Raw genomic sequence first — 24,933 nt, 5'->3', positions numbered from 1 at the left:
CATCCAAAAGGAGAGTTACAAACATGCCAATTATCTCTGACGTTTACGCACGCGAAGTCCTAGACTCCCGTGGTAACCCAACAATCGAAGTAGAAGTATACACAGAATCCGGAGCTTTTGGACGCGCACTAGTACCAAGTGGAGCATCAACAGGTGAATACGAAGCAGTAGAACTACGCGACGGCGACAAGTCCCGCTACCTTGGAAAAGGTGTTCAACAAGCAGTAGAAAACGTGAACGAAATCATCGCTCCTGAACTAGTAGGTCTTTTCGACGTACTTGAGCAAGTAGCAATCGACGAAGCGTTAATCGACCTTGACGGTACAGAAAACAAAGGAAAATTAGGTGCAAACGCAATCCTTGGTGTTTCCATGGCAGTAGCGCGTGCAGCAGCTGACTTCCTTCAAATTCCTTTATACCAACACCTTGGTGGATTCAACTCCAAAACTCTTCCAGTACCAATGATGAACATCATCAACGGTGGAGAGCACGCGGACAACAACGTTGACATCCAAGAATTCATGGTAATGCCTGTTGGAGCTGAAAACTTCAAAGAAGCTCTACGTATGGGCGCTGAAATCTTCCACGCTCTTAAATCAGTATTAAGCGCAAAAGGCTTAAACACTGCTGTAGGTGATGAAGGCGGATTTGCTCCAAACCTAGGATCTAACGAAGAAGCTCTTCAAACAATCATTGAAGCAATCGAAAAAGCTGGTTACAAACCAGGCGAGCAAGTTATGCTAGCTATGGATGCTGCAGCTTCTGAGTTCTACAACAAAGAAGACGGCAAATACCACCTTAAAGGAGAAGGCGTTGTTTACACTTCTGCTGAAATGGTGGACTTCTACGAGAAGATGGCGGACAAGTACCCAATCATCTCTATCGAAGACGGCCTAGACGAGAACGACTGGGAAGGATTCAAACTATTAACTGAGCGTATCGGAAACAAAGTTCAATTAGTAGGAGACGATCTTTTCGTAACAAACACAAAGAAATTGGCTGAAGGAATCGAGCGCAAAATCGGTAACTCCATCCTAATCAAAGTGAACCAAATCGGTACACTTACTGAAACTTTCGAAGCAATCGAAATGGCAAAACGCGCAGGCTACACTGCAGTAATCTCTCACCGTTCTGGTGAAACAGAAGACAGCACAATCGCTGACATCGCAGTAGCAACAAACGCTGGCCAAATCAAAACAGGTGCACCATCCCGTACAGACCGCGTAGCTAAATACAACCAACTTCTTCGCATCGAAGATCAACTTGGTGACACAGCTCGCTACGACGGCTTACGTTCTTTCTACAACTTGAAGAAGTAATTTCTTCTTGCAAGGACCCGACTCCGGTTGGGTTCTTTTTTTATTTTTTAACTGTGAGCTAATAGTTAAGACCCAATAATCCTTAGTCAGGACTTACTAAATATGGATTTTGATCAATTTGGACAGTTTTATTGAATAATTGGGAGCGTTTAGCTTTATTTACAGGACAACCTACCTCTCATTTCCTCTTGTCCACCTTGTCATAATGTGGTACATTTAATATAATCACATATGTACGTTCCGCAGGAGGTGTAGTTTACATGACGTTATTTCTTACTATTTTACTTATTATCGTAGCAATCTCTTTGATCACAGTAGTACTACTTCAATCAGGTAAAAGTGCAGGTCTTTCAGGAGCGATCTCCGGTGGAGCAGAAACACTTTTCGGAAAACAAAAAGCACGCGGCCTAGACCTTGTTCTACACCGTGCGACAGTTGTTCTTTCTGTATTATTCTTTATCCTTACACTGTCAATTGCATACTTCGCATAATAAATAAAACCACTTTCTTTAATGGGAAAGTGGTTTTTTAGTACATTGTAACTATATAACGAACATAATTAATGATAAAAAAGTATGAAATTGTAAGAAAAATGGAGCATTCATAGGAAAAAGGGTATAATTTTGCATAAAATAGTCGATTTCGGCCGATTCTCTATATTGTTATGTTCTTAATAAAGAACTATACTAAGGTTGTTCTTAAAAAAGAACAAAATCATACATAAAACGGAGGAATTATTAATGGGATTAATTTCAGGTAAAGTAGCAGCTGTAGCACTAACTGGAACGCTTGCATTAGGAACTGTTGGATTTACATTTACGGGTGGAGAAACAGTTGACAAGGTGAAGGCTCAACTGGAGGAGTTAAAGAATAAGGTAGTCCAGTATGAAGTTGTTGAAAATTCACTGTTTAGCAAAATTGAATTAATTAAAAATAATGCAACTGCAAGTCTTACAGATGCAAACGATAAAATTGTAAGTGCAAAGACAGAAATAAACAACTTAAAGGCTAGCAAGAGTTTCTTAGAAAAACAAATTCAGAATCTGAATGCAGAAGTTACTGGATTAAAAGCTGATCTTGGTGCTGCTAATGAAACTATTGCAGAGAAAGAAAAAGAAATCGTGACTTTGGAAAGTGAGTTATCAAGAGTGTCTGGTGAATTGGAAGTATTGCAAGCTCAATACGATACTCTCTTAGCTGATTACAATGCATTAGTTGAAGAAAATAACACCAATAAATCTGAAGCTGAGCGTGCGAATGCAGAGGTTCAAGCTGCAAATGCAAAGGTAGCAGAATTAGAGGGCAAGTATTTAGAAGTCGATCAAGCTACAAAAAATAATGCACCTATGACTGATGCAGAGCTAGATGCAATCGGAACAGATGTTACACCAGACGTTTATGATGCCGAATTAGTAGTCCAAAACCTTCAATTAACTTACATTCAAGACGGACAATCTGAAGCATTTAAAGCAGCTCACCCTGATCTTGATATCCAAGAAGGAGACAGAGTGTGGCGAGTAACAAACAAAAACGCATTTGCAGTGTATGTTGAATATGTTAAGGGTTCTGAAAACGGAGAGTTAGTTGCTAACCCAAGCCAAACTTTCTATATGACTGAAAGTGGCGGAACTATGATTATTAAATGGCAAGATGAAAATGGTGTATGGAAACAGACAGTTAAGGCTGGAGCATAATAACATTATTTAGTTTTTTAGACACCCTATGCGATTCATAGGGTGTCTTTATAGTTTTCAAAAAGTTAGAGAGGCATGTTAATTACTATGAAGCATTATAGAAAGTAAAAAAGATGATCTTTTAAATTACAAAGATCATCTTCTCTATGTTAATAATCCATTCACCTACCGACCAAAACTTCTCTCTGCTTAGCCTCTTCAAAAAACCTCCGAATCTCTTCGTCCGATATTCCAAGGTCCTTAGCTTCCAAAATTAATTCCACCCATTCCAAATCTAAATCCAAATACTCAACCACTTGTGCCTTCCTCCTTGCTATCTTTTCGATTAAATGATTGCCACTTTTGGAACTGAAGATAATTGCGATAGTTAACAAAGTCCTCTTTTGTCATGCCTTCCCTAATGGCTTTTTGAATTAGCTTTTTCCATTCCTCGTCCACAACAAGCCTACTCTGTTCCAGCTTCTTGTCCGTCGAGCGACCATCTAGTAAGTATTCTATGTTTGTCCCTAAACTAATAGATATCTTTTGAAGAAATTGTAGTGAGGGATTGGTCTGCAGGTCACGCTCCAAATAACTTAAATACGATTTTGAAACTCCTGCTTTCTCAGCCAGCTCACTGAGTGAATAGCCTTTGCTCTTCCTTAGTTTCCTAATTCGTTCTCCGATCATCAGTAATCTCCTTATTTTTATGTATGTTGTTCATTATATAGTACAAAAAGTTCTTTGGAAAAAACGAAATATTTAGTAAGTAAGAGAAAATGAAAGGAATATGACGAAATTAGTTCTTTATTAAGAAGTATTGAACTATTTTGATGTTTTTTATAAAGAACGAATTGTTGTATACTTTTAATCAAAATTCATATTAAAAGGGGAAATCTCTATTATGTATATGAAGTTTTGCAACCGGTGCAATAACAAATCATATAGCAGCTATGAAAAAGATCAATCGAGGTGCCCGAATTGTGCAGAGGATCTGATAGATAAGAAACGATATGTGGCAGCACCGAATATAGACAGACAAATTAATATGATGGGAAAGAAACAATTGAAAATAAGACTGGTAAAAAGTACTTACGATACGATGATATAAAAATCCCATAAAATTGAACTTGTTCGTTGACATGTTCTATATAATGAACTATAATTCGTAATATACCGCAATAAAATTTACAACAATCGTTCTCAATATAGCACTTCTGTTCAAACAAGAAAGTAGGGGTGGATATGGATTCACATGGTAATAAGGAAATTGAAATCGGAAAGATAATTAAACTACTTATTAAGAAATTTTGGATAATAATATTGTTTGTCATTATTTCAACAGGAGCTTCTGCCATATATAGTAATTTTACAAAGGCTACGCCACTCTATCAGACTTCTGCAAGCTTGCTTATTCAAGATAGCGGAAACATAATCAACACATTGCAGGTATTTATAAAAGAACCACTTGTCATGGAAGGAGTAATAAAAGAATTGGAACTCAAAAGGTCAATAGAGGGGCTGGCCAACCAGATCAGTGTTCAAAAGGTGCAAGACTCACAAATAGTGAAAATCTATGTAGTCGACCCAAACCCATATCGATCTGCTGAAATAGCAAACACCACCGCAAAAGTCTTCAAGGAGCAGGTGGCAAGTACGTTGAATTTCAATTCCATTGAAATCTTGTACCCTGCAGTGGTCAAGGAAAATCAACCACCTATCAATCCTGAATCCAATAGGCTGATAATGTTCGGAATGGTATTGGGTGGCATCATTGGAATTGGATTTGTTTTCTTGATGGACAGTCTAGATAACAAAATCAGATCCGAAAGAGATATAGAGAACCTTCTTGAAATACCTGTTTTGGGTACTGTCTCCAAATATAAGAAGAAAACATTGACTGCCAATAAAGAGAAAAAGATGGAAGCATATGTGAGAGGTGACGTAAGTGAATCTAAAATTGGCTGAAAAAAGTATCTTCCGCAGGAACAAGCAGACACCTCAATCATTGATTGAAGAGATCGAGAGAATTAGATTGAACGTCGAATTTTCTTCCTATGAGAATAAAAGTAAAATAATCATCTTCACATCTCCGAGCTATAAAGAAGGAAAAACGACCATTGTCACTCATCTAGGAGCAGCATTGGCTGAAAACGGCCAGAATGTCCTTCTTATTGATACGGACATAAAAAAGCCCACCTTGCATAAAGTGTTTAAAATAAAAAACACCGTTGGCCTGACCAATGTCCTGACAGGGCAAAAGACGGCAGATGAATCCATCAACCAAACGAATATTGGTAGATTGAAAGTTTTGACCGCAGGGCCAATACCATATAGTACAGAAAAAGTCTTTAAATCAACTACTCTTGACGAAATGCTTGAAAAGCTTTCAAAAAGCTTTGATTATATCCTGGTCGACTCGGCCCCCGCACTTCAAGGAAATGATACACGGATATTTGCGAGCAAGTGCGACGGGGTCATCATGGTAGTGAAAGATGGAAAGACGGAAAATGCCAGAGCAATTGAGGCAAAGAAAGCTCTGGAAATTGCAAAGGCCAACTTATTGGGAGTGGTATTGAACGCAAAACCAAAAGGACTGTTGAACAAATTTTTTTAATCATAACGTTCTTTATTGAGAATAAAATATTCTTTATACCGGCGATGTCTCCTTGCCGTTATCAATGGAGGCACTCGATCATGCTGTGGGTGAGAACCTTAGACACAAGTTGTCGGTAGTGTGGTGTGAGGGTGGGTTGAATGCCCAAATTAAATTTGAATTATTTAGGAATGAAGTGAACATCTTCTCACTCCATCCTTAAGCAATTCAAAAAATGAGAGAGAGGAGGACGAATATTGGCAGGTTTGTTTAGAGTGTTCACCTTATTGGCAGCAGACATCTCTTTATTGGTAGCAGCGTTGTTTTTAAGTAGCTTTTTAGCCACAGGAACTTTACTAGGGGAAAATACTCATATCTTGACTTCAGCCATCATGAGTCTAGTGCTTATCCATGTTCTAGTTTCTCATAAGTACAAATTGTATAGAAAAGCATGGGAGTATGCGAGTGTAGGGGAATTATACATAATTATTAAAATAGTTAGTATCAACATACTCCTTGCAATACCTATCCAGTTTTTCTTAGGCAATGGTTTGCAAATCCGCATGCTACTTACAACCTGGTTTATCTACCTGGTTTGCATAGGAGGATCGAGGTTCGGCTGGAGACTGTGGAGGGATAATGTATTACATAAAAAAGGAGTAGTCAAACGAACATTAATTATTGGCGCAGGTGCAGCGGGAAGAATGGTAGCAAGGCAGCTCTTGAACAACCCGAGGTCAGATTTACATCCCATCGCTTTCATTGATGATGATAATAAAAAGAATAAATTGGACATTCTGGGTATTCCCGTTGTAGGGGGACGTGAGAGTATCGTCAGAGCGGTTAAAGAGCTGGAAATTGAGCATATCGTCATTGCCATTCCATCCTTACACCAAAAAGAACTGAACCAAATCTTCTTGGAATGCGGGAAAACAAAGGTGAAAACGCAGACCCTTCCGATGCTGGAGGATTTAATGACTGGTAAAGTTTCCGTCAATCATTTCCGAGACGTACAGGTGGAAGACTTACTTGGAAGAGCGCCGGTAGAATTGGACATTGATAGTATTTCAGAAACCATCACAAATAGAGTTGTTTTGGTAACAGGAGCTGGCGGCTCTATCGGCTCGGAAATATGCAGACAAGTATCCTCATTTTTTCCATCTAAATTAGTATTACTTGGCCATGGGGAAAATAGCATTTACTCGATAGAGATGGAATTGAAAGAAACGTTTAAGGATACCAACATTGAATTTGTGACGGAAATAGCGGACATCCAGGACGGCAAGAAAATGGGCACAATCATGGAAAAGCACCAGCCATACATTGTTTACCATGCAGCTGCCCACAAACATGTGCCATTGATGGAACGAAATCCTGAAGAGGCAGTAAAAAACAATATCATCGGCACTAAGAATGTCGCACTTGCCGCTAACTGGAATAACGTTCATACCTTTGTCATGATATCCTCCGACAAAGCCGTAAATCCAACAAGCGTAATGGGATCTACTAAAAGATTAGCGGAAATGATCATTCAAGATTTGGATAAAAAGAGTACCACCAAATTCATTGCTGTTCGTTTTGGCAATGTCTTAGGTAGTAGGGGAAGCGTCATTCCGCGATTTAAAAAGCAAATAATGGTTGGTGGACCGGTCACCGTAACCCATCCAGACATGATTAGATATTTTATGACTATTCCGGAGGCGTCACGACTTGTGATCCAGGCAGGAAGTCTCGCGCGCGGCGGAGAAATTTTTGTGCTCGATATGGGTGAACCAGTTAAAATACTGGACCTAGCAAAAAACCTGATAAAACTATCCGGCTATTCGGTAGAAGACATCGGCATTGAATATTCAGGGGTACGACCCGGCGAAAAGTTGTTTGAAGAACTGCTTAACGATAACGAAATTCAGGAAAAACAGATCTATCCCAAAATACACATCGGAAAGACATCACAATTGTATATGAATGAGATAGATGAATTACTGCAGAATCTAGAAGTTTATGGTAACGAAGATCTAAGAGAAACTTTACTACAACTAGCCAACAGAAAAGCGATGGAAGAGCACGCAGAAAAGCCAAAAGTGATGCTCACCGTTACAGGATAAGAAGGAGTGAAACACATGAAAGTAAGAAAGGCAATTATTCCAGCTGCGGGTCTCGGAACAAGATTTCTCCCGGCTACAAAAGCGATGCCAAAGGAAATGCTTCCGATTGTCGACAAACCTACCATTCAATACATTGTGGAAGAAGCTATCAATGCAGGTATAGAAGATATCCTGATTGTGACAGGTAAAGGAAAACGCGCAATTGAGGATCATTTTGATAACTCATTTGAATTGGAGCAGAACTTACTAAGCAAAGGAAAAGTGGAACTCCTGAATGAAGTGCAGAAACCATCCAATGTGGATATTCATTATATCCGTCAAAAAGAACCCAAAGGACTGGGGCATGCCATCTGGTGCGCTAGAAAATTTATTGGGAATGAGCCATTTGCCGTACTGCTAGGTGATGACATTGTTCAGTCGGAGACACCGTGTCTTAAGCAGATGATCGACCAATTTGATCGCTTCAGTTCTAGCATGTTAGGTGTACAAAGTGTGAAACCTGACGAAGTTTCCAGATATGGAATTGTTGATGGAAAAGAAATAAGTAATCAACTTTATACCATTAATGCCCTTGTTGAAAAACCTTCAATGGATGAAGCTCCTTCTAACTTAGCGATTATGGGACGCTATATTTTAACACCGAGGATATTTGACATCCTCCAAAACCAGACTCCAGGAGCCGGAGGGGAAATTCAGCTTACAGATGCTATCGCTACTCTTAATCAATTCGAGGCAGTATATGCCTATGAGTTTGAGGGAAAACGCTATGACGTCGGTGAAAAACTCGGATTCATTGAAACAACCATCGAATTTGCCCTACAACATGATGACTTGAAATATCCACTATTGGATTTTCTATCAAAGGTGATGAACCGGGAAACCATTAAATAATATCCTGATAGGGGGATAACATTGTCAAAAAAAATTCTATTTTGTGCAACAGTGGACTACCATTTTAAAGCGTTCCACTTGCCTACAATGAAATGGTTCAAAGAACAAGGTTGGGAAGTCCATGTTGCTGCAGCAGGAAATATAGAATTACCTTTTACAGATAAGAAACATGTCATTCCCATCCACCGCTCACCGTTCCGTAAGGACAACAAGAAAGCCTATCAGGAATTAAAAGCCATTATCAATCAGAACCAGTTTAAAATCATTCACTGTCACACTCCACTCGGCGGCGTGTTGACACGGCTTGCGGCCAAAGAAGCCAGAAAAAGTGGCACAAAAGTTATCTACACCGCACACGGTTTTCACTTTTGCAAAGGTGCACCATACATAAACTGGCTATTATACTATCCGATTGAAAAGCAACTGGCTTCCTATACGGACTGTCTGATTACTATAAATCGTGAAGATTACACACTGGCAGTTGATCACCGCTTCCCGGCACCTAATATAGAAATGGTGAACGGGGTGGGAGTAGACACAACCCGCTTTCAACCTGTAACGGATAAACAGAAAAAAGAACTTCGCTTAAAACTGGGATTCAAACAAGATGACTTTATCCTTTTCTATGCCGCCGAATTCAATAAAAACAAAAATCAAAAAGTACTTATTAACGCATTAACATCCATAAAAGACGAACTTCCCCAAGCTCGTCTTTTGCTTGCCGGAGAAGGGATCCAACAGGAGGAATGTAAGAAACTAGCCAAAAGACTTGGAGTTTCTTCTCAAGTAGAATTCCTCGGTTTCAGAAAAGACATCGACCAAATCCTTCCCGCCTGTGACGTAGCAGTGGGATCCAGTTTCCGCGAAGGCCTCCCCGTCAACATCATGGAAGCCATGGCCTGCGGCTTACCAGTAGTTGCAAGTGACAATCGGGGTCACAGGGAGCTGGTTTTTGAGGAGTATAATGGATTTTTGCTTAAAGAAAACTGCAGTAACGAGTTTTCAGTAGCATGGAAGTACCTCTATACAAACACCGAACAGAGGGAACTTTTAGGCCGGAACGGAAGAAAGCTAATTCTAAGCAAATTTAATGAAGAAGCGGTACATCACCAACTTACAGAAATCTACAAAAAGAATATGCCAGAACAGGAGGGGGTTCTATGGGAAGCCCGATAAGAGTACTTCACGCCGTAGTGAATATGAATCGGGGCGGGGCGGAGACTCTTTTGATGAACCTTTACAGAAATATTGATCGAACAAAAATACAGTTTGATTTTCTTACCTGTAAGGAAGGGGTTTTTGATAATGAAATTCAAAGCCTAGGAGGAAAAGTCCACCGGATCCCTTATATTACAGACGTTGGACATTTGGGATACACCAAAGCACTCAACCATTTTTTTTCCTCCAACAAAGAATATACAATTGTCCACTCTCACATGGATAAAATGAGTGGTTTGGTGTTGAAAGTAGCTAAAGAACATAATGTACCTACTAGGATAGCGCATAGTCACAACACTAGTAGTGAGGGGAACTCAATAGCTAAACTTTACAAATGGTATATAGGGAAAGCCATATTAACAAGTGCCACCCACTATATGGCGTGTTCCGAAATGGCTGCAAAATGGCTTTTTAAAGATAAGATTCATCAAGCACAAATCCTTAAAAACGGGATTGAACCAGAGGGCTTTAAGTTTTCATCATTGAATAGAGAACGCATAAGGGGGGAATTCGGAATTAAGAATTCGGATTATGTGATAGGTCATATAGGAAGATTCAACGAACAAAAAAATCATAACTTTTTATTAGATGTTTTCGCAAAAATAGCAAAAGTCGATAAGAACGCTTACCTTCTACTGGTGGGGGACGGGATCTTACGAGAACAGCTGAAGAAAAAGGCGATCAGTCTAAAGTTGGAGAACAAAGTGATTTTTACGGGTATTAGAAGTGATATACCAAACCTGCTTCAGGGAATGGATTTGTTTGCATTTCCGTCTTTACATGAGGGATTGCCTGTTACATTAATTGAAGCCCAGAGTGCAGGTGTCCCATGTTTAATCTCTGATGTCATTACAGAAGAAGTTGATTTGGGGTTAGGGTTGGTAGAATATTTTCCTATAAAAAAACATCATCCATGGGTGGATGCCATAATCACTAAAATGAGCACTTCAACCAACAGGGTCATGGACTCTTCAAAGGTATTAAGTGACAAGGGCTACAATATAAAAAATACAGCATCTTGGACAGAAGGTTTTTACTCGGCAATATAAAGGTGGTCAAGTAATGAAGTTATTAACAGTATTTACACCAACATATAATAGAAGCTATTGTCTTGGAAGATGTTATGAGAGTCTCAAAAATCAGACCAGCAATATTTTCACATGGTTAATTATCGATGACGGATCAACTGATGGAACAAAAGAATTAGTTGATAGATGGAAAAATGAAAATAAAATTGATATTGAGTATATCTGGCAGGAAAATCAAGGAATGCACGGTGCTCACAACACTGCCTATGAGCATATCACCACCGAATTAAATGTTTGCATAGATTCGGATGACTACATGCCAATAGATGCTGTAGAAAAAATAGTGACTTTTTGGAAAGAGCATGGCAGCGAGAAAGTAAGTGGAATTGTAGGATTGGATCTTTTTACAAATGGTCAGGTTATTGGGACCCTCCTTCCTAAAGAATACAAAACATCCACACTTTTTAACTTGTATAACAAGCACGGGGTAAAAGGAGATAAAAAACTCGTATACAGGACTGAATTAACCAAAAGATACCCCTATCCCATTTTTACCGGAGAAAAATATGTAGGGTTGGCTTATAAGTATTTTAAGCTGGATCAAGACTACGAACTACTAATCATGAATGAGGCATTATGTGTCGTAGAATATCTCCCAGATGGTTCTTCCGTCAATATGTTAAACCAATATCGAATGAATCCCAAGGGGTTTGCATTTTATCGAAAAGAACTGATGAAGCTCCCATTCGTAAGTTTTATGTTCAAAGTTAGGCAAGCTGTGCATTATGTATCCAGCAGTTTAATGATGAATAACAGGAAGTTCATTTCCGAAGCTCCAAACAAGAGGATTACAACATTGGTTCTCCCATTTGGATATTTGCTCTATTTATACATCATAACAAAAACAAAGGTTGCTTAGTGTGTTGTTCATGAAAGGATTAAAGAGAAGATGACTGTACTTTACCTTAACCTTGTTACTGTTTTTTCATTGGCTGGGATTGCTAGGTACTTCTCCACACCTGCTATGGCCGCTTCCCTGGATTCGCCAACAGAAATTAAACCGAATAGATATTTAACAATGTTGGCGATGATAACACTTGTCTTAGTATCGGGACTACGAACAAATATAGGGGATACCTTTTTTTATCGACATGCTTTTGAAGTACAGGATTTCACTTTGGAGTTTGTTTTAAGTGAAAAGGATATAGGGTTTGGTTTTCTGCAAATGCTATTAAAATACTTGTCAGAAGATCCGCAGATTTTAATATTAGCAACAGCATTGATAACAAATCTGCTAATTGTCATTGTCATTTACAAGTACTCTAGATTGATAGAACTTAGTCTGTTTGTTTACATCACAAGCGGCTTGTTTTTAGTCTCTATGAATGGAATAAGACAATTCCTTGCTGCAGCTATTATTTTTGCATCAACAAAATACATTATGGATGGAAGTTGGAAGAAATTCATTGTAGTGGTCTTAGTTGCCTTCACCTTTCATCAAAGTGCACTCATACTTATTCCTATCTATTTTTTGGTTAGAAGGGAAGCATGGACTAGATCCACATTTGCATTGCTAGTCCTTGCTATGATTGTAGTGGTTGGTTATAACCAATTTTCAACCTTACTATTTAGTGCTTTGGAAGATACTCAATATGGACATTATAGTGAGTTTGTTGAAGGCGGCGCCAGTATCCTAAGAGTGGTAGTGTATGCTGCACCATTATTTATCGCGTATTTAGGAAGAGAGAAACTAAGAAAGATCTTCCCTAATAGTGATTATATTGTAAATCTATGTATCTTGAATCTGATTTTCATGATTATTGCTTCCCAGAATTGGATTTTTGCAAGGTTTACCATCTATTTTGGATTATACAATTTAATCTTAATTGCTTGGATAGTAAAGTTGGTGAAAGAAAGAGATCAAAAATTCCTCTATTATGGAATATTCATTTTCTACTTAGCTTACTTTTACTATGAACATGTCATCTCATTAGGTATTTTGTACAAAAGCAATTATTTATAAGGAGATACACTATGTCAATTGCAGAAAAATGTACACAAGAGAAATTACAAAACATTCTACTATCCATCTATAAAAAAGGGCAGGAGTCGAAAGACATCAGTGTTCTTGAGATGATTGAAGATATAAAGCTTGAATTTATAAATATTACTAATAGTAGAGAATAGGCAACTATAAAAAGGGGGCAAGCAAATGAAAAGAACTTTAGATATCATACTCTCAATACTCGTATTATCCTTATTTTCCCCATTATTTATAGTTGTTTCTATTTTAATTTGGTTTAACATGGGCTCCCCAATCCTCTATAAACAGAAAAGACCAGGCCTGAATGGAAAACCTTTTATCCTTTATAAATTTAGAACTATGACAAATTTTACAGATAAGCATGGAAGGTACCTTTCGGATGAAACGAGATTAACTTCATTCGGATCATTTCTAAGAAGGTATAGTCTGGATGAAATCCCTCAATTCATCAACGTATTAACAGGGGAACTTAGTCTTGTTGGACCAAGGCCACTTTTGATGGAGTATTTACCGCTCTATAGTAAAGAGCAATTTAAGCGGCATCTAGTTAAGCCAGGAATAACAGGGTGGGCCCAAGTGAATGGAAGAAATGCTATTTCGTGGGAGGAAAAGTTTGATTTAGATGTTTGGTATGTCTACAACTATTCCTTTTTTCTTGATTTAAAGATCCTTTTGTTAACGGTGATAAAGGTAATTAAAAAGGAAGGTATATCACAACCAGGTTATGCAACGATTCAACCTTTCTCGAAAGAAGAATCAAGAGCAGGTGGTGGTCATGGATGATCAAGGTCGTTATTGTCGGGCAGGGAGGACACAGCAAAGTCGTTAAAGAAGCCATTGCATTTCATGGCAACATGAAGATCATTGGTTATTTAGATGATAACTATCAAGAACTTGTTTTCGAAAATGAATTATATTATGGTCCGATTCGGTCTAACAAAGAACTATTGCTAATAGAACCCAATATTAAATTTATTATTGCAATTGGTAATAACAAAGTGAGAAAGATGATTGTGGAAAAATTGGGTTTGAAAGAAACACAGTTCATCACAGTGATTCACCCTAAAGCAATAATAAGTACCTCCGCAATAATCGGAGTGGGATCAGTAATACTTGCAAATGCAGTTGTTAACACGGATGCAACAATAGGAGCACATACCATTATAAACACAAGTGGAATTATAGAACATGATAATGTCATTGAAGATTTTGCCCACATATCCCCAAATGCAACCTTAACAGGCACTGTGCATATTGAAGAAGGGGTACATGTTGGTGCTGGTGCCAATATCATTCCGAACATAAGCATTGGAAAATGGTCGACGATTGGAGCAGGTGCAACAGTAATAAATCATATACCTGCATTCTCTACAGCAGTAGGTGTCCCTGCAAGAATTAACGCGAAAGAAGGTGATGAGGTTGTCGCAATCAATATCCAATAAAAGAATCTTTCTATCTCCCCCTCACATGAGTGGAAATGAAATGAAATATGTACAAGAAGCCTTCCAGACCAATTGGATAGCCCCACTTGGCCCGAATGTCGATGCTTTCGAAAAAGAAATAGCAAGTTATGTAGGAGTCAATGATGCTGTAGCAGTTAGTTCAGGAACTGCAGCTATTCATTTGGCTCTTTCTTTATTAGGAGTGGAAAAAGGTGATAAGATTTTTTGTTCAACCTTGACGTTTGTAGCTAGTGCAAATCCCATTCTTTATCAAGGAGCGGAGCCAGTCTTTATTGATTCAGAGCCGGATACTTGGAATATGTCGCCTGAAGCACTGCAGAATGCTTTTATTGATGCTTTAGTTCGGGGGAAACTACCCAAAGCGGTTATTGTAGTTAATCTCTACGGTCAAAGTGCAAAAATGGATGAAATTACGGAGCTATGTAATCATTATGGAGTTCCGCTAGTTGAGGATGCGGCAGAGTCACTGGGTTCTTTATATAAAGGAAAGCCAAGTGGTACCTTTGGTGAATTCGGGATTTTTTCGTTTAACGGAAATAAAATAATTACTACTTCCAGTGGTGGAATGCTAGTTTCTAACGACAAGAACAAAACAGACGAAGCGCGCTTTTTAGCCACACAGGCAAGAGATCAAGCCGTTCATTATCAACATAGCAGAATGGGGTATAACTATCGTCTCAGTAATATCTTAGCGGGTATAGGGAGAGGGCAACTGGAAGTATTGGAAGAAAGAGTGGAAGCAAGGCGGGCTATCTTCAACAGGTATTATGAAGAACTTGCCCATTTACCTGGCGTTTACTTTATGCCAGAGCTAGAAGGTACGAGAACAAACAGGTGGCTGACGGCACTGACAATAAAGGAAGAAGAGGCTGGAGTGACTGTTCAAGAGTTACTTGGTCATCTGTCTGAGAACAATATAGAAGCACGTCCCGTATGGAAGCCGCTACATTTGCAGCCATTATTTCAATCGGCGGCTTATTACCCTCACAGTAATGAAGAAAGTATCTCTGATCTTCTGTTTAGAAAAGGAATATGCCTTCCTTCAGGATCAAATCTAACGGAAGAAGAACAATACAGAATTATAAACATTATAAAAGAATCCATGAAAGCAGTGGTGGAAAAGCTTGCTTAAAAGCAATGAAAATCCTTTAGGGATGAAAAAGAAGCTTAGGGTTCTTCACATTGTAGGTGCAATGAATCGAGCAGGGACAGAAACCATGTTGATGAATATTTTTAGAAACATAGATAGATCAAAAATTCACTTTGACTTTTTATCCTTTAGTAAACTGGTAGCACATTATGATGAAGAAATCCACAGCTTAGGTGGCCGGGTAATAAGAATAACTAACACACAGTCCATTCTAGGGATAGTTAAAGCAATTAGAAAGTATGGCCCGTACGACGCCGTGCATTCTCATACACTTTTTCACTGTGGTATAGCTAACCTCGCAGCCAGGATTGCTGGTGTGAAAATCCGAATCGCTCATGCACATACGACACTTGATAAAAACGACACCATTTTAAGATCGATATATATATTTTCTATGAGAGCCGCAACTAAATTAACGTCTACACATTACCTGGCCTGTAGTAAACAAGCAGGAGCCTATTTATTTGGAAACGCTACGGAAGAAAACCAAAAGTATATGTACTTTCCCAACTTAATAGATTATTCGCAGTTTGAATCTATGAAGGTAGATGAAGTGGCAGTATTTAAAAAGGAAGTTGGGCTGGAAGATAAGAAAGTAATAGGACATATTGGAAGATTCATTGAGGCTAAAAATCATCAATTTTTACTGAAGATCCTAAAATCAATAATTAAAAAAGATGACACATACAGGCTATTATTAGTAGGGGACGGGGATTTGAGAGAGGACATTCAAAAATACGCAAAAAAAGAGGGAATATTTGAATATATTAAGTTTGTAGGGATAAGAGACGATATTGCTACAATGCTGCAGAGTATGGATGTTTTCGTGTTCCCTTCAATATACGAAGGTCTCGGTCTTGTTCTTCTTGAGGCCCAGGCAAGCGGATTGCCTTGTATAGTGTCAGAAGCTATCCAACCTGAAGCAGATTTACAATTAGGTTTATTCACTAAACTTTTCTTGAACGATGATCCTAACTTGTGGGCAGAAAAAATAATCAATATCACCAATCGAAATCATATGGAAAAACCTATGATCATCAGAAGCACCTTTGAAAATAGTGGATATTCCCTATCTAAAGGTATTTCTAAATTAGTTGAAATATACAATGGAAACTACACTGGAGGGAAGTATGAAAAGGATCCTTATTTCGTCCTTTGATATGGAGGTAGGGGGAGTGGAACGAAGCCTACTAAGTATGTTGAGTAACTTTGACTACGAAAATCATGAAGTAGATCTTATGTTATATAGCCATACTGGTGATTTCATGAAACTTCTTCCACCCCAACCTAAGTTACTTAAAGAACTACCAGCTTACAAGACTTTCCGTTTAAGCATAGGAGAAACGATTAAAAAGGGGAATTTACTCATTGGCTTGTCACGACTATTTTCCAAATTAAAAGCAACCCGGGATAGATCTATGGAAAGTGGTTACAAACAGATGCAGTATATGTGGAAATACTCTTTACAATTTTTACCCAAACATGACAAAGAGTACGATGTAGCAATCAGCTATTTATGGCCACATTATTTTGTTGCCAGCAAGGTTCAAGCAAAGAAAAAGATTGCTTGGATTCACACGGATTATTCAACAGTAGAGACGGATATAGCATTGGATCTACAGATGTGGAACAGCTTTCATTATATTGTAGCTGTTTCTGAGGAATGCAGAAATGCATTTCTAGTCAAGTACCCAACCCTTTGTAAAAAAGTAATCGTTTTAGAAAACATTACATCTCCTGGGTTAGTAAAAGAGTTATCAAAAGAAAAGGTAGAAAATCCTTTGGTGGATGACAATCGTTTTAAAATAGTTACAGTAGCCAGGCTCTCTCATGCAAAAGGAATTGATAATGCTATAAAGGCATTAAAAATACTTAAAGCCAAAGGCTATGAGGATATTGCTTGGTATATTGTAGGATACGGAGGAGATGAAGCTAAACTTAGAAATCTAATAAAATCTCATGGCTTGGAAGATCACTTTATTCTCTTAGGAAAGAAAATAAACCCATACCCTTTTATTAAAGAAGCCGATTTATATGTGCAACCATCACGATATGAAGGTAAGGCAGTCACGGTCGGAGAAGCACAAATACTAGGGAAACCGGTTTTAATAACTAATTATCCAACCGCACGTAGTCAAATACAGGATGCAGTGGATGGTCTAATCTGTGATTTATCGATAGAAGGATTAGCTGACTCAATAGAGTTACTTTACCATAATCCACAACTTAGAAATCGTCTATCTCAAAATTGTCAAGTTACTGACTATGATAATCTTTCAGAGTTAGATAAGCTTTATCAATTAATTTAGGGAGGTATAAAAATGAAAGTAAGTACCATAACTTGTCATGATGTATATAACCATGGAGCATCTTTACAGGCTTACGCATTACAGCAATATCTAACTAATATAGGACTAGATTCACAGATAATAAATTATAAACCTCCATACCTTAGTAACCAGTATAAAATGTTAAGTATAAACAACCCCAAATGGAAGAAAAATTTAGTTACAAAAACATTTTATTTAGTGTGTCATTTTCCTTTTAGAATAATTAGCTTAAGAAGAAAAAAAAACTTTGACAAATTCACAAGTAAGAATTTGAAAATATCCGAAAAAAAGTTTACTTCGATACAAGAATTGAAAACGGATTGTCCTGATGCAGATTTTTATATTTGTGGAAGTGATCAAATTTGGAATTGCTTACATAATAATGGGAAAGACCCTTCATTTTACTTGGAATTTGCCCCTGAAAATAAAGTGAAATTTTCGTATGCAGCAAGTTTTGCGACTGAAGTTATACCAGAAAAATACAGAGAATTTGTTGAGACTAATGTTAAGAAGTTAGATGGAGTTAGTGTTAGAGAAAGTAGTGGAGTGGATTTATTGAAAGCTTTGGGAATTAGTGCTGTAAATGTCGTAGATCCAGTATTTTTACTAAACAAACAAGAATGGTTTAAGTTTTCAAAAAAAAAACCTAAGGAAAAATACATCCTAATTTATGATTTTGATAATAGTAATCTAATTAAGGAAATTGCATTAGATATTAAGAAAAAAACTGGACTGAAAATATACATTATCAACCAAAGTAAACAAAGATATTATGATAAGTCATATGCTTTAGTCGGACCGGATTCATTTGTAAATCTAATAAAAAATGCTGAAGTTGTCATATCTAATTCTTATCATGCGGCGGTGTTTTCAATCATTTTCGAGATAGATTTTTATATTGTTAATAGGAGTGAAAGCATTAATACCCGAATGAGAGATTTGTTGTACGACTTAAAATTAGAGAGTAGATTAATTAGAGAAGAAAACTTAAATCGAGAACAATTGTTAAACAAAATAGATTATGACGAAACTAGAGTTATTTTAAATAAGAAGATAACACTTTCAAAAAAATTTCTAAGAGAAAATTTAGTTCTTAAAAAGGAGTAAATATGAAAAAAAAAATTCTGTTTATTATAGACTCTCTCAACAGTGGAGGAGCTGAAAGGAGTTTAATATCATTATTATCTGTCTTAGACTACAAAAGATTTTCAGTAGAATTATTATTGTTTTCAGAAAATGGTTTATTCCTTCCGCTAATTCCAAGTAATGTAAAAATTATAACGATTAAAGAGGAAAAAAGCAGTTTTAGTATTAAAAAATTATACAAACGAATCAAAATTTCACTTATGCTTAGAAATCCTTATATAATGAGAAGCTATCATTCAGCACAAATTATATGGAGTAATTTAAAAGAAGATCTCCCCACTTTACAAACTAATTATGATATTGCAATCGCATATAGTCAGGGCTTTCCAACCTATTTTGCAATTAAAAATGTGAATGCAAAAAGGAAAATTTGTTGGGTGAATACAGACTATAAAATGGCTGCATACAATAAATCATTTGATGAAGAATACTACAATATGTATGAACGAATTGTTACTGTTTCAGATGCAAACAAAAAAATATTTGAAAATGAGTTTCCTCAATTCAGAAAAAAAACTAAATTGATTTATGATATAAACTCCCCTCAACTTATAGAAAGTTTATCTTTAAGTATTAATGAGTTTCCGGATAATTTTACCGGAACAAAAATACTAACTATAGGAAGGTTAGTTGAGGCAAAAGGGTATGATCTAGCATTAGAAGCATGTCAGATTTTAAAAAAACAGGGAGTGAATTTTAGATGGTACGCAATTGGAGAAGGACCTCTTAAATGTAAACTGGAAAGAAGCATTAAACAAAAAGGATTAAAGGATTATTTTGTTTTACTTGGTACATTTAGTAACCCATATCCACTATTAAAGCAATGTGATCTATACGTACAACCTTCTAAATATGAAGGGTATGGATTGGCAATTGCAGAAGCTAGAATATTAAAAAAACCTATTGTAACAACAGATTTTTCAACTGCGCATAACCAAATTAGACATAGAGAGAATGGTTTAATAGTAAAAATGACACCTGAATCAGTTGTAGAGGGAATTAACGAAATACTTTCAAACTCAGATCTAATTCGAAAGATAACTAGCTCTCACGATGTTAACAACTTAGGTACAGAAAATGAAATAAATAAATTCTATTCAATAATACATTAATTAAATTAATGAATGTGGGATGAGAGATTTGAAAAATAAGTTAGTTTCAGTAATCATGAGTACCTATAACGAAAATGAAATTCATTTAAGGCAAGCAATAGATTCCATTATTACTCAGAAATATAATAATTTAGAGATTATTATTGTAATTGATAATCCTGAAAATAAAGAATTAGTAAAAATACTCAATCAGTACAAAGAAACGGACAAAAGAATTACAATAATTATGAATAATAAGAATATTGGGTTAGTTGCTAGTCTGAATAAAGCTTTATCAGTTTGTAAAGGTGAATACATTGCGAGAATGGATGCTGATGATATATCACTACCTAATAGGATATTAAATCAAGTTGAGTATCTTGAAATACACAAAAATATAGACTTAATAGGTTGTGATTTGACTCTAATTGATAATTTAGGAAATAAAATAAACTCTAATAGAAAGCTAATAAAAGGATATGAAAACATTAAAAAGAATTTAATTTTGAAGCAATGTGTCGCACATCCTAGCTGGGTTTTTAGAAAGAGAATTTTAGTTGATTATCAACTTTGGGGGTATAGAGAAGTAAAGTACTGCGAGGATTACGATTTTTTATTTAGATTGGTGCTTAAAGGTGGTACTATTGAAAATCTGGATACAAAATTATTGAAATATAGAATTAGAACAAATGGAGTTTGTCAATCGAATGCTTATAGTCAGCTTGTTATGGTTAACAAAATATCCAAAAGTTATTATCAAGCTACTAAAACGAAAAGGTATAACTATGAATCTAATACTTCTTATTTATTGAATACTATTATTCCTATTGATTCTAATAATTTTCGTTATTATAAATATATTCTAAAAGTGCAAAGTGAAAGCCAAAACTGGTTATTAAGAACTTTTTGCAGGGTTTTAGTTATACCAATACAACTGATGGATAAAGAACTAAAATACAATTTAATAAAACGGTTTAAAATGAGGATTTTTCTCTTGAAAGATATGAGGGGGTGAAATATGTATAATGTTGTTGTTAGTATTATAATACCTGTATTTAATGCTGAAAAGTATTTGCATAAATGTATAATATCAATAATCAATCAAAATTATAAAAATTTTGAATTAATTTTGGTTAACGACGGTTCACAAGATAAATCAGGAGAAATTTGTGATTTTTTCTCTGAAAAGGATGTAAGAATTAAAGTGATACACAAAAATAATGAAGGGGTAAGTATTGCAAGAAATACAGGAATTGAAAAGAGCGAAGGTAAATATATAATGTTTGCAGATGCAGATGATTATGTAGAAAGAAACTGGTGTGAAGACTTGATTAATATGGCAGAGAAAAATAAAAATGCATTAATTATAAACAGTTATATTATTAAGAATTTTCGTAACGATAAAGAGCAAATAATTATTAGATCATTTAATAGTATGCAAAAAAATATAGAAAAAATAAAAAAAGCGGATTTCTTATTGGTATATAAAAGTCAGTTATTAAATTCACCTTGTAATAAAATATTTTCTTCCGAAATAATTAAAGAAAATAACATAAGATTTAGAGATAGTCTAAACTTAGGTGAAGATCTCCTATTCACACTAGATTATTTAGTATACTCTAACAATAATATAATGATTATAAACAAGCCTAGCTATAATTATATACTACGAAATACGGAAAGTCTGGATAATAAATATTATCCAGACTTATTTAATATTTATAAGTCAATTTATAAAGAAATATATATGAAAATGCTATTGTTTAATAGTGATTTAGAAAAATACAATATATATTATTATAATTCATTTCTTATAATGCTAGATAAAGCTTTAAATAATAACTTGTCAGATAAATCTGATTGCTCTTTAGCTAATAAAATACAAAAAAATAATCAGATTCTGAAAAGTCCTGAATTTAGACTTTGTTTAGAATATGCCAGAGTGGAAGACTTTAACAAATTTTATTTGATGTTGTTAAAATCTGAGAAGTACTCTCGTGTATATATTTTTAAAGAAATAATAAAGTTTAAGATGAATATTTTTAAAAGGCTATTTAAAGTGAACTGAGGTTAGAATGAAAAATAATCAACTGAAATCAGGAATAATTTTATCGTATTTAACTTTAATCTTGGGAAACAGTATATCTTTAATTTATACACCATTAATGTTACGTTACTTAGGCCAATCTGAATATGGCCTATATAGTCTTAGTCTTTCGATAATTAGTTTAATTGGTATATTAAATTTCGGTTTTGGGAGCGCTGTGATTAGATATACATCTAAGTATAGAGCTATGGGGGAAAAAAGTTTAGAGTATAGTCTAAATGGTATGTTTTTATTAATTTTCACATTAATTGGAACAATGGTCATTGTGGTGGGTCATTTTCTAATTTCGAATATAGATTTGTTATTCGGAAATTCAATGAGTATAACTGAATTATCTAAAATGAAAACCCTAATATCAATATTAGTTTTCAACACCGCTGCATCTATTATTTTTGGATTTTTTAGTTTAATAATAACAGCGTATGAACGGTTTATATTCTTAAAACTTGTTGCATTATTACAAGCAATAATTACCCCTATGCTCATAATCTTGATACTGGTGTTAGGTTATACATCTATTGGAATGGTTTTATTAACTACATCGATAAATTTAATAATATTAATAATCAACTGTATCTATTGTTTGAAAATATTAAAAGTAAAGATAACATTCAATAGAGTTGATATCAAGTTAATTAAAGAAATTTTAAATTATTGTTTTTATATATTTTTAATTTTAATAGTAGATAAGTTATTTTGGAGTACAGATCAGTTTATTTTAGGAATTATTTCTGGTACATCTTCTGTAGCGGTATATTCAATTGGTGCAACTTTTACAAATTATTTTATGGCTTTTTCAACTGCTTTTTCAGGAGTATACTTTCCTAAAATCACACAAATGGTAACTAATAAAGTTGAAAATAAAGAATTGTCAGCACTTTTTATTAGAACAGGGAGATTACAATTTATTATCTTATCAATAATAATTGGAGGATTTATAGTTGTCGGCAAGGAATTCATTATAACTTGGGCAGGTAAAGAATACATACATGCATACTATCTAGCTTTAATTGTGATGATACCTTTATGTGTACCATTAACACAAACAATCGGAATAGCCATTTTGCAAGCCAAAAATATGCATAGGTTTCGCTCTGTTATTTATTTAGCAATTGCAATACTAAACTTATTGCTAAGTGTTCCTTTAGCTCAAAAATATGGATATTTTGGTTGTGCTTTAGCCACATCAGTTTCAATCCTTATAGGTCATATAATAATAATGAATATATACTATTATAAGAAAATAAAATTAGACATTCCAGTTTTCTTTAAGAATATGTCATTACTATTAATACCCTTATTATTAAGCGTAATTGTTTCAGTACAAGTTAAAAATTTTGATTTCAATAATGAATACTGGAGCATCATTACAACATCAATGGTATTTTTAGTTCTTTATCTTATATTATCATGGTTATTTGTTTTTAATGATTATGAGAAAACCCTTTTTAAAACCTCGATTTCTAAATTTAGATTACGTAGTCAAGAAAAGGTTTCGCTAGATAATTAATAGAAAGTGGGGGGAACATTATTGAAAAATGTATTTCTAGAAGCCTACACTAATGTCAATTTAGGCGACGATTTGTTTATTAAAATTCTTTGTGAGAGATACCCTCAGGTTAATTTTATTTTGTTTGCACCAAAAGAGTATAAAAGAATATTTAAAAAAAATAAAAATATTAAATGTTTCTCAAACTCTTCTTATAAAATAAGGCTAATAGATAAATTATTTGCTATGTTCAACAGGAAAAACTATTTTCAAACAAAAATAAAAAAATCCTGCATAGCAACTGTTAAAATAGGTGGTTCAATGTTTATTCAAAGTGTAAATTGGAGAAAGCACTTGGACGAATTTGGGAAGAATACACCTGACAACCCATATTTTTTATTAGGTGCAAATTTTGGACCGTATGATGAGGAAGAGTATTATGGATTACATCAAAGGGTATTTAAGGAATACACTGATATATGCTTTAGAGAATCCTTATCATATGCCCTTTTTAAACAATTACCTAATGTAAGAGTAGCAGATGATATCGTATTTAATTTAAAAACCAAGTTAAATGGACATGTTAAGAATGAGGTTTTTATTTCTGTAATTAAGCCATCCTATAGAAATCAAATAAAACATACTGAAAAACAATATTTTGAAACATTAAGTAAACTTATAATAAAATTCATACAAAATAGCATTAAAGTAAATTTAGTTGGATTTTGCCAAAATGAAGGAGATAATGAAGGAATCTCAACTATTATAGATATCATTCCTCAAGAATATCAAAGACATGTTAATGCTCATCAGTATACTGGGAATATTGATGAAATATTGGAGTTAATGTCTCGATCTAAGTACGTAATAGCAACGAGATTTCATGCTATGATTCTAGCCTGGTTATATAAAAAACCAGTATTACCACTGGTATATAGTCAGAAAATGCAAAATATAATAGATGATGTTGGATTTAAAGGTCTCACATTTAATATTACTGAGATGGATAATCTTGACCCTGAGGAAGTACTTTTTTCTCTAAAGAGCCAAGAAGTTATGGAAATTAAAAAACAGGTTGTAAATTCACGAAGTCATTTTTTAATCTTAGATCAGTATTTAAGTGGGTAACTTATCTAAAGTAACTCAAGCTATTCTGCTATCCAAATGAAAGTTAGTGTAATAGATAGACCTTCCATCTCTTCAATAGTTTAAAAAAAGCAGATTTACAAATGTCTAGGGTGAAGAATTTCTCTTCACCCGCTCGAAAAAATGACGTTTAATGT

Annotated in this window: 26 protein-coding genes; 24 read left to right on the top strand and 2 right to left on the bottom strand. The window is 35.2% G+C overall.

Translation table 11 applies throughout. The annotated features are described in order from the left end of the window. Window positions 1-23 precede the first annotated feature (23 nt). The 3 genes from eno to K7887_RS19200 all read left to right on the top strand — a co-directional run bounded on the left by eno (window position 24) and on the right by K7887_RS19200 (window position 3,013). A complete protein-coding gene (gene eno / locus K7887_RS19210; RefSeq protein WP_010196826.1) occupies window positions 24-1,319 on the top strand; it encodes a phosphopyruvate hydratase in 1,296 nt (431 codons plus the stop codon). Between the two features lie 260 nt (window positions 1,320-1,579). Beyond that, window positions 1,580-1,810: a preprotein translocase subunit SecG gene (secG, locus tag K7887_RS19205; RefSeq protein WP_060665413.1), complete on the top strand. Its 231-nt coding sequence runs from the start codon at window positions 1,580-1,582 to the stop codon at window positions 1,808-1,810. 249 nt (window positions 1,811-2,059) lie between these two features. Then, window positions 2,060-3,013 carry a hypothetical protein gene (locus K7887_RS19200; RefSeq protein ID WP_223491219.1) on the top strand — a complete coding sequence of 318 codons (954 nt, stop codon included), beginning with the start codon at window positions 2,060-2,062 and terminating at the stop codon, window positions 3,011-3,013. Window positions 3,014-3,174: 161 nt separating this feature from the next. On the opposite strand, the gene K7887_RS19195 is transcribed toward K7887_RS19200, so the two are convergent. Further along, window positions 3,175-3,309, bottom strand: coding sequence for an anti-repressor SinI family protein (locus K7887_RS19195; RefSeq protein ID WP_223491218.1), 135 nt, complete (start codon window positions 3,307-3,309; stop codon window positions 3,175-3,177). After that, on the bottom strand, window positions 3,302-3,682 hold the full coding sequence (locus K7887_RS19190; protein WP_223491217.1) for a helix-turn-helix domain-containing protein: 381 nt from the start codon (window positions 3,680-3,682) through the stop codon (window positions 3,302-3,304). Before K7887_RS19190 ends, K7887_RS19195 begins: the two co-directional genes overlap by 8 nt. 214 nt (window positions 3,683-3,896) lie before the next feature. On the opposite strand from K7887_RS19190, the gene K7887_RS19185 reads away from it, so the two are divergent. The 21 genes from K7887_RS19185 (at window position 3,897) to K7887_RS19085 (ending at window position 24,778) form a co-directional block, all read left to right on the top strand. Continuing rightward, window positions 3,897-4,103, top strand: a complete 207-nt coding sequence (locus K7887_RS19185) for a hypothetical protein (protein WP_223491216.1) — start codon at window positions 3,897-3,899, stop codon at window positions 4,101-4,103. Between the two features lie 134 nt (window positions 4,104-4,237). Then, entirely contained in the window at window positions 4,238-4,960 is a 723-nt protein-coding gene (locus K7887_RS19180; RefSeq protein WP_223491215.1) for a YveK family protein, read from the top strand. Beyond that, window positions 4,941-5,609 (top strand): CpsD/CapB family tyrosine-protein kinase, encoded by a 669-nt coding sequence (locus tag K7887_RS19175; RefSeq protein WP_223491214.1) that lies wholly within the window; start codon window positions 4,941-4,943, stop codon window positions 5,607-5,609. The genes K7887_RS19180 and K7887_RS19175 overlap by 20 nt, the downstream gene beginning before the upstream one ends. A gap of 236 nt (window positions 5,610-5,845) precedes the next feature. Continuing rightward, entirely contained in the window at window positions 5,846-7,693 is a 1,848-nt protein-coding gene (locus K7887_RS19170) for a polysaccharide biosynthesis protein (RefSeq protein WP_399208745.1), read from the top strand. A 15-nt stretch (window positions 7,694-7,708) separates the two neighbouring features. Beyond that, window positions 7,709-8,584: a UTP--glucose-1-phosphate uridylyltransferase GalU gene (galU, locus tag K7887_RS19165; protein ID WP_223491213.1), complete on the top strand. Its 876-nt coding sequence runs from the start codon at window positions 7,709-7,711 to the stop codon at window positions 8,582-8,584. Window positions 8,585-8,605: 21 nt separating this feature from the next. Further along, window positions 8,606-9,760: a glycosyltransferase family 4 protein gene (locus tag K7887_RS19160; protein WP_223491212.1), complete on the top strand. Its 1,155-nt coding sequence runs from the start codon at window positions 8,606-8,608 to the stop codon at window positions 9,758-9,760. Next, window positions 9,745-10,851 carry a glycosyltransferase family 1 protein gene (locus tag K7887_RS19155; RefSeq protein WP_223491211.1) on the top strand — a complete coding sequence of 369 codons (1,107 nt, stop codon included), beginning with the start codon at window positions 9,745-9,747 and terminating at the stop codon, window positions 10,849-10,851. The genes K7887_RS19160 and K7887_RS19155 overlap by 16 nt, the downstream gene beginning before the upstream one ends. Window positions 10,852-10,864: 13 nt before the next feature. After that, window positions 10,865-11,749, top strand: a complete 885-nt coding sequence (locus tag K7887_RS19150) for a glycosyltransferase family 2 protein (protein ID WP_223491210.1) — start codon at window positions 10,865-10,867, stop codon at window positions 11,747-11,749. Window positions 11,750-11,779: 30 nt separating this feature from the next. Next, the gene (locus K7887_RS19145; protein ID WP_223491209.1) at window positions 11,780-12,853 is read left to right on the top strand and encodes an EpsG family protein; all 1,074 of its coding nucleotides are present in this window, start codon (window positions 11,780-11,782) and stop codon (window positions 12,851-12,853) included. A gap of 11 nt (window positions 12,854-12,864) precedes the next feature. Beyond that, window positions 12,865-13,017, top strand: coding sequence for a YwzD family small protein (locus K7887_RS19140; RefSeq protein WP_223491208.1), 153 nt, complete (start codon window positions 12,865-12,867; stop codon window positions 13,015-13,017). A 25-nt stretch (window positions 13,018-13,042) separates the two neighbouring features. Beyond that, the gene (locus K7887_RS19135; RefSeq protein ID WP_223491207.1) at window positions 13,043-13,657 is read left to right on the top strand and encodes a sugar transferase; all 615 of its coding nucleotides are present in this window, start codon (window positions 13,043-13,045) and stop codon (window positions 13,655-13,657) included. Beyond that, window positions 13,657-14,316, top strand: a complete 660-nt coding sequence (locus K7887_RS19130; RefSeq protein ID WP_223493705.1) for an acetyltransferase — start codon at window positions 13,657-13,659, stop codon at window positions 14,314-14,316. Before K7887_RS19135 ends, K7887_RS19130 begins: the two co-directional genes overlap by 1 nt. Before the next feature lie 40 nt (window positions 14,317-14,356). Further along, complete coding sequence (locus K7887_RS19125; RefSeq protein ID WP_399208741.1) at window positions 14,357-15,469, top strand: DegT/DnrJ/EryC1/StrS family aminotransferase; 1,113 nt, start codon at window positions 14,357-14,359, stop codon at window positions 15,467-15,469. Beyond that, on the top strand, window positions 15,462-16,646 hold the full coding sequence (locus K7887_RS19120) for a glycosyltransferase family 1 protein (protein WP_223491206.1): 1,185 nt from the start codon (window positions 15,462-15,464) through the stop codon (window positions 16,644-16,646). Before K7887_RS19125 ends, K7887_RS19120 begins: the two co-directional genes overlap by 8 nt. Further along, entirely contained in the window at window positions 16,618-17,796 is a 1,179-nt protein-coding gene (locus tag K7887_RS19115; RefSeq protein WP_223491205.1) for a glycosyltransferase, read from the top strand. Before K7887_RS19120 ends, K7887_RS19115 begins: the two co-directional genes overlap by 29 nt. Before the next feature lie 12 nt (window positions 17,797-17,808). Continuing rightward, window positions 17,809-18,924 carry a polysaccharide pyruvyl transferase family protein gene (locus K7887_RS19110; protein WP_223491204.1) on the top strand — a complete coding sequence of 372 codons (1,116 nt, stop codon included), beginning with the start codon at window positions 17,809-17,811 and terminating at the stop codon, window positions 18,922-18,924. A gap of 2 nt (window positions 18,925-18,926) precedes the next feature. After that, window positions 18,927-20,075, top strand: coding sequence for a glycosyltransferase (locus K7887_RS19105; protein WP_223491203.1), 1,149 nt, complete (start codon window positions 18,927-18,929; stop codon window positions 20,073-20,075). Between the two features lie 28 nt (window positions 20,076-20,103). Then, window positions 20,104-21,069 (top strand): glycosyltransferase, encoded by a 966-nt coding sequence (locus K7887_RS19100; protein WP_223491202.1) that lies wholly within the window; start codon window positions 20,104-20,106, stop codon window positions 21,067-21,069. Between the two features lie 3 nt (window positions 21,070-21,072). Then, entirely contained in the window at window positions 21,073-22,122 is a 1,050-nt protein-coding gene (locus K7887_RS19095) for a glycosyltransferase family 2 protein (RefSeq protein ID WP_223491201.1), read from the top strand. A gap of 7 nt (window positions 22,123-22,129) precedes the next feature. Further along, on the top strand, window positions 22,130-23,671 hold the full coding sequence (locus K7887_RS19090; RefSeq protein WP_223491200.1) for a lipopolysaccharide biosynthesis protein: 1,542 nt from the start codon (window positions 22,130-22,132) through the stop codon (window positions 23,669-23,671). 21 nt (window positions 23,672-23,692) lie between these two features. Further along, a complete protein-coding gene (locus K7887_RS19085; RefSeq protein WP_223491199.1) occupies window positions 23,693-24,778 on the top strand; it encodes a polysaccharide pyruvyl transferase family protein in 1,086 nt (361 codons plus the stop codon). Window positions 24,779-24,933 lie beyond the last annotated feature (155 nt).

Source organism: Sutcliffiella horikoshii (assembly GCF_019931755.1).
In the GTDB taxonomy this organism is placed as follows: Bacteria; Bacillota; Bacilli; order Bacillales; family Bacillaceae_I; genus Sutcliffiella_A; species Sutcliffiella_A horikoshii_E.
The sequence above is the reverse complement of the archived record's forward strand: the minus strand, read 5'-3'. Positions and strand labels throughout refer to the sequence as shown.

Excerpts from the sequence above, each read along its gene's own strand:
- K7887_RS19180 (WP_223491215.1), top strand. The coding sequence starts at position 4,238 with ATGGATTCACATGGTAATAAGGAAATTGAAATCGGAAAGATAATTAAA.
- eno (WP_010196826.1), top strand. The coding sequence starts at position 24 with ATGCCAATTATCTCTGACGTTTACGCACGCGAAGTCCTAGACTCCCGT.
- K7887_RS19095 (WP_223491201.1), top strand. The coding sequence starts at position 21,073 with ATGTATAATGTTGTTGTTAGTATTATAATACCTGTATTTAATGCTGAA.
- K7887_RS19105 (WP_223491203.1), top strand. The coding sequence starts at position 18,927 with ATGAAAAAAAAAATTCTGTTTATTATAGACTCTCTCAACAGTGGAGGA.
- galU (WP_223491213.1), top strand. The coding sequence starts at position 7,709 with ATGAAAGTAAGAAAGGCAATTATTCCAGCTGCGGGTCTCGGAACAAGA.
- secG (WP_060665413.1), top strand. The coding sequence starts at position 1,580 with ATGACGTTATTTCTTACTATTTTACTTATTATCGTAGCAATCTCTTTG.
- K7887_RS19125 (WP_399208741.1), top strand. The coding sequence starts at position 14,357 with ATGAAATATGTACAAGAAGCCTTCCAGACCAATTGGATAGCCCCACTT.
- K7887_RS19110 (WP_223491204.1), top strand. The coding sequence starts at position 17,809 with ATGAAAGTAAGTACCATAACTTGTCATGATGTATATAACCATGGAGCA.
- K7887_RS19185 (WP_223491216.1), top strand. The coding sequence starts at position 3,897 with ATGTATATGAAGTTTTGCAACCGGTGCAATAACAAATCATATAGCAGC.
- K7887_RS19090 (WP_223491200.1), top strand. The coding sequence starts at position 22,130 with ATGAAAAATAATCAACTGAAATCAGGAATAATTTTATCGTATTTAACT.
- K7887_RS19140 (WP_223491208.1), top strand. The coding sequence starts at position 12,865 with ATGTCAATTGCAGAAAAATGTACACAAGAGAAATTACAAAACATTCTA.
- K7887_RS19115 (WP_223491205.1), top strand. The coding sequence starts at position 16,618 with ATGAAAAGGATCCTTATTTCGTCCTTTGATATGGAGGTAGGGGGAGTG.
- K7887_RS19155 (WP_223491211.1), top strand. The coding sequence starts at position 9,745 with ATGGGAAGCCCGATAAGAGTACTTCACGCCGTAGTGAATATGAATCGG.
- K7887_RS19150 (WP_223491210.1), top strand. The coding sequence starts at position 10,865 with ATGAAGTTATTAACAGTATTTACACCAACATATAATAGAAGCTATTGT.
- K7887_RS19145 (WP_223491209.1), top strand. The coding sequence starts at position 11,780 with ATGACTGTACTTTACCTTAACCTTGTTACTGTTTTTTCATTGGCTGGG.
- K7887_RS19135 (WP_223491207.1), top strand. The coding sequence starts at position 13,043 with ATGAAAAGAACTTTAGATATCATACTCTCAATACTCGTATTATCCTTA.
- K7887_RS19200 (WP_223491219.1), top strand. The coding sequence starts at position 2,060 with ATGGGATTAATTTCAGGTAAAGTAGCAGCTGTAGCACTAACTGGAACG.
- K7887_RS19190 (WP_223491217.1), bottom strand. The coding sequence starts at position 3,682 with ATGATCGGAGAACGAATTAGGAAACTAAGGAAGAGCAAAGGCTATTCA.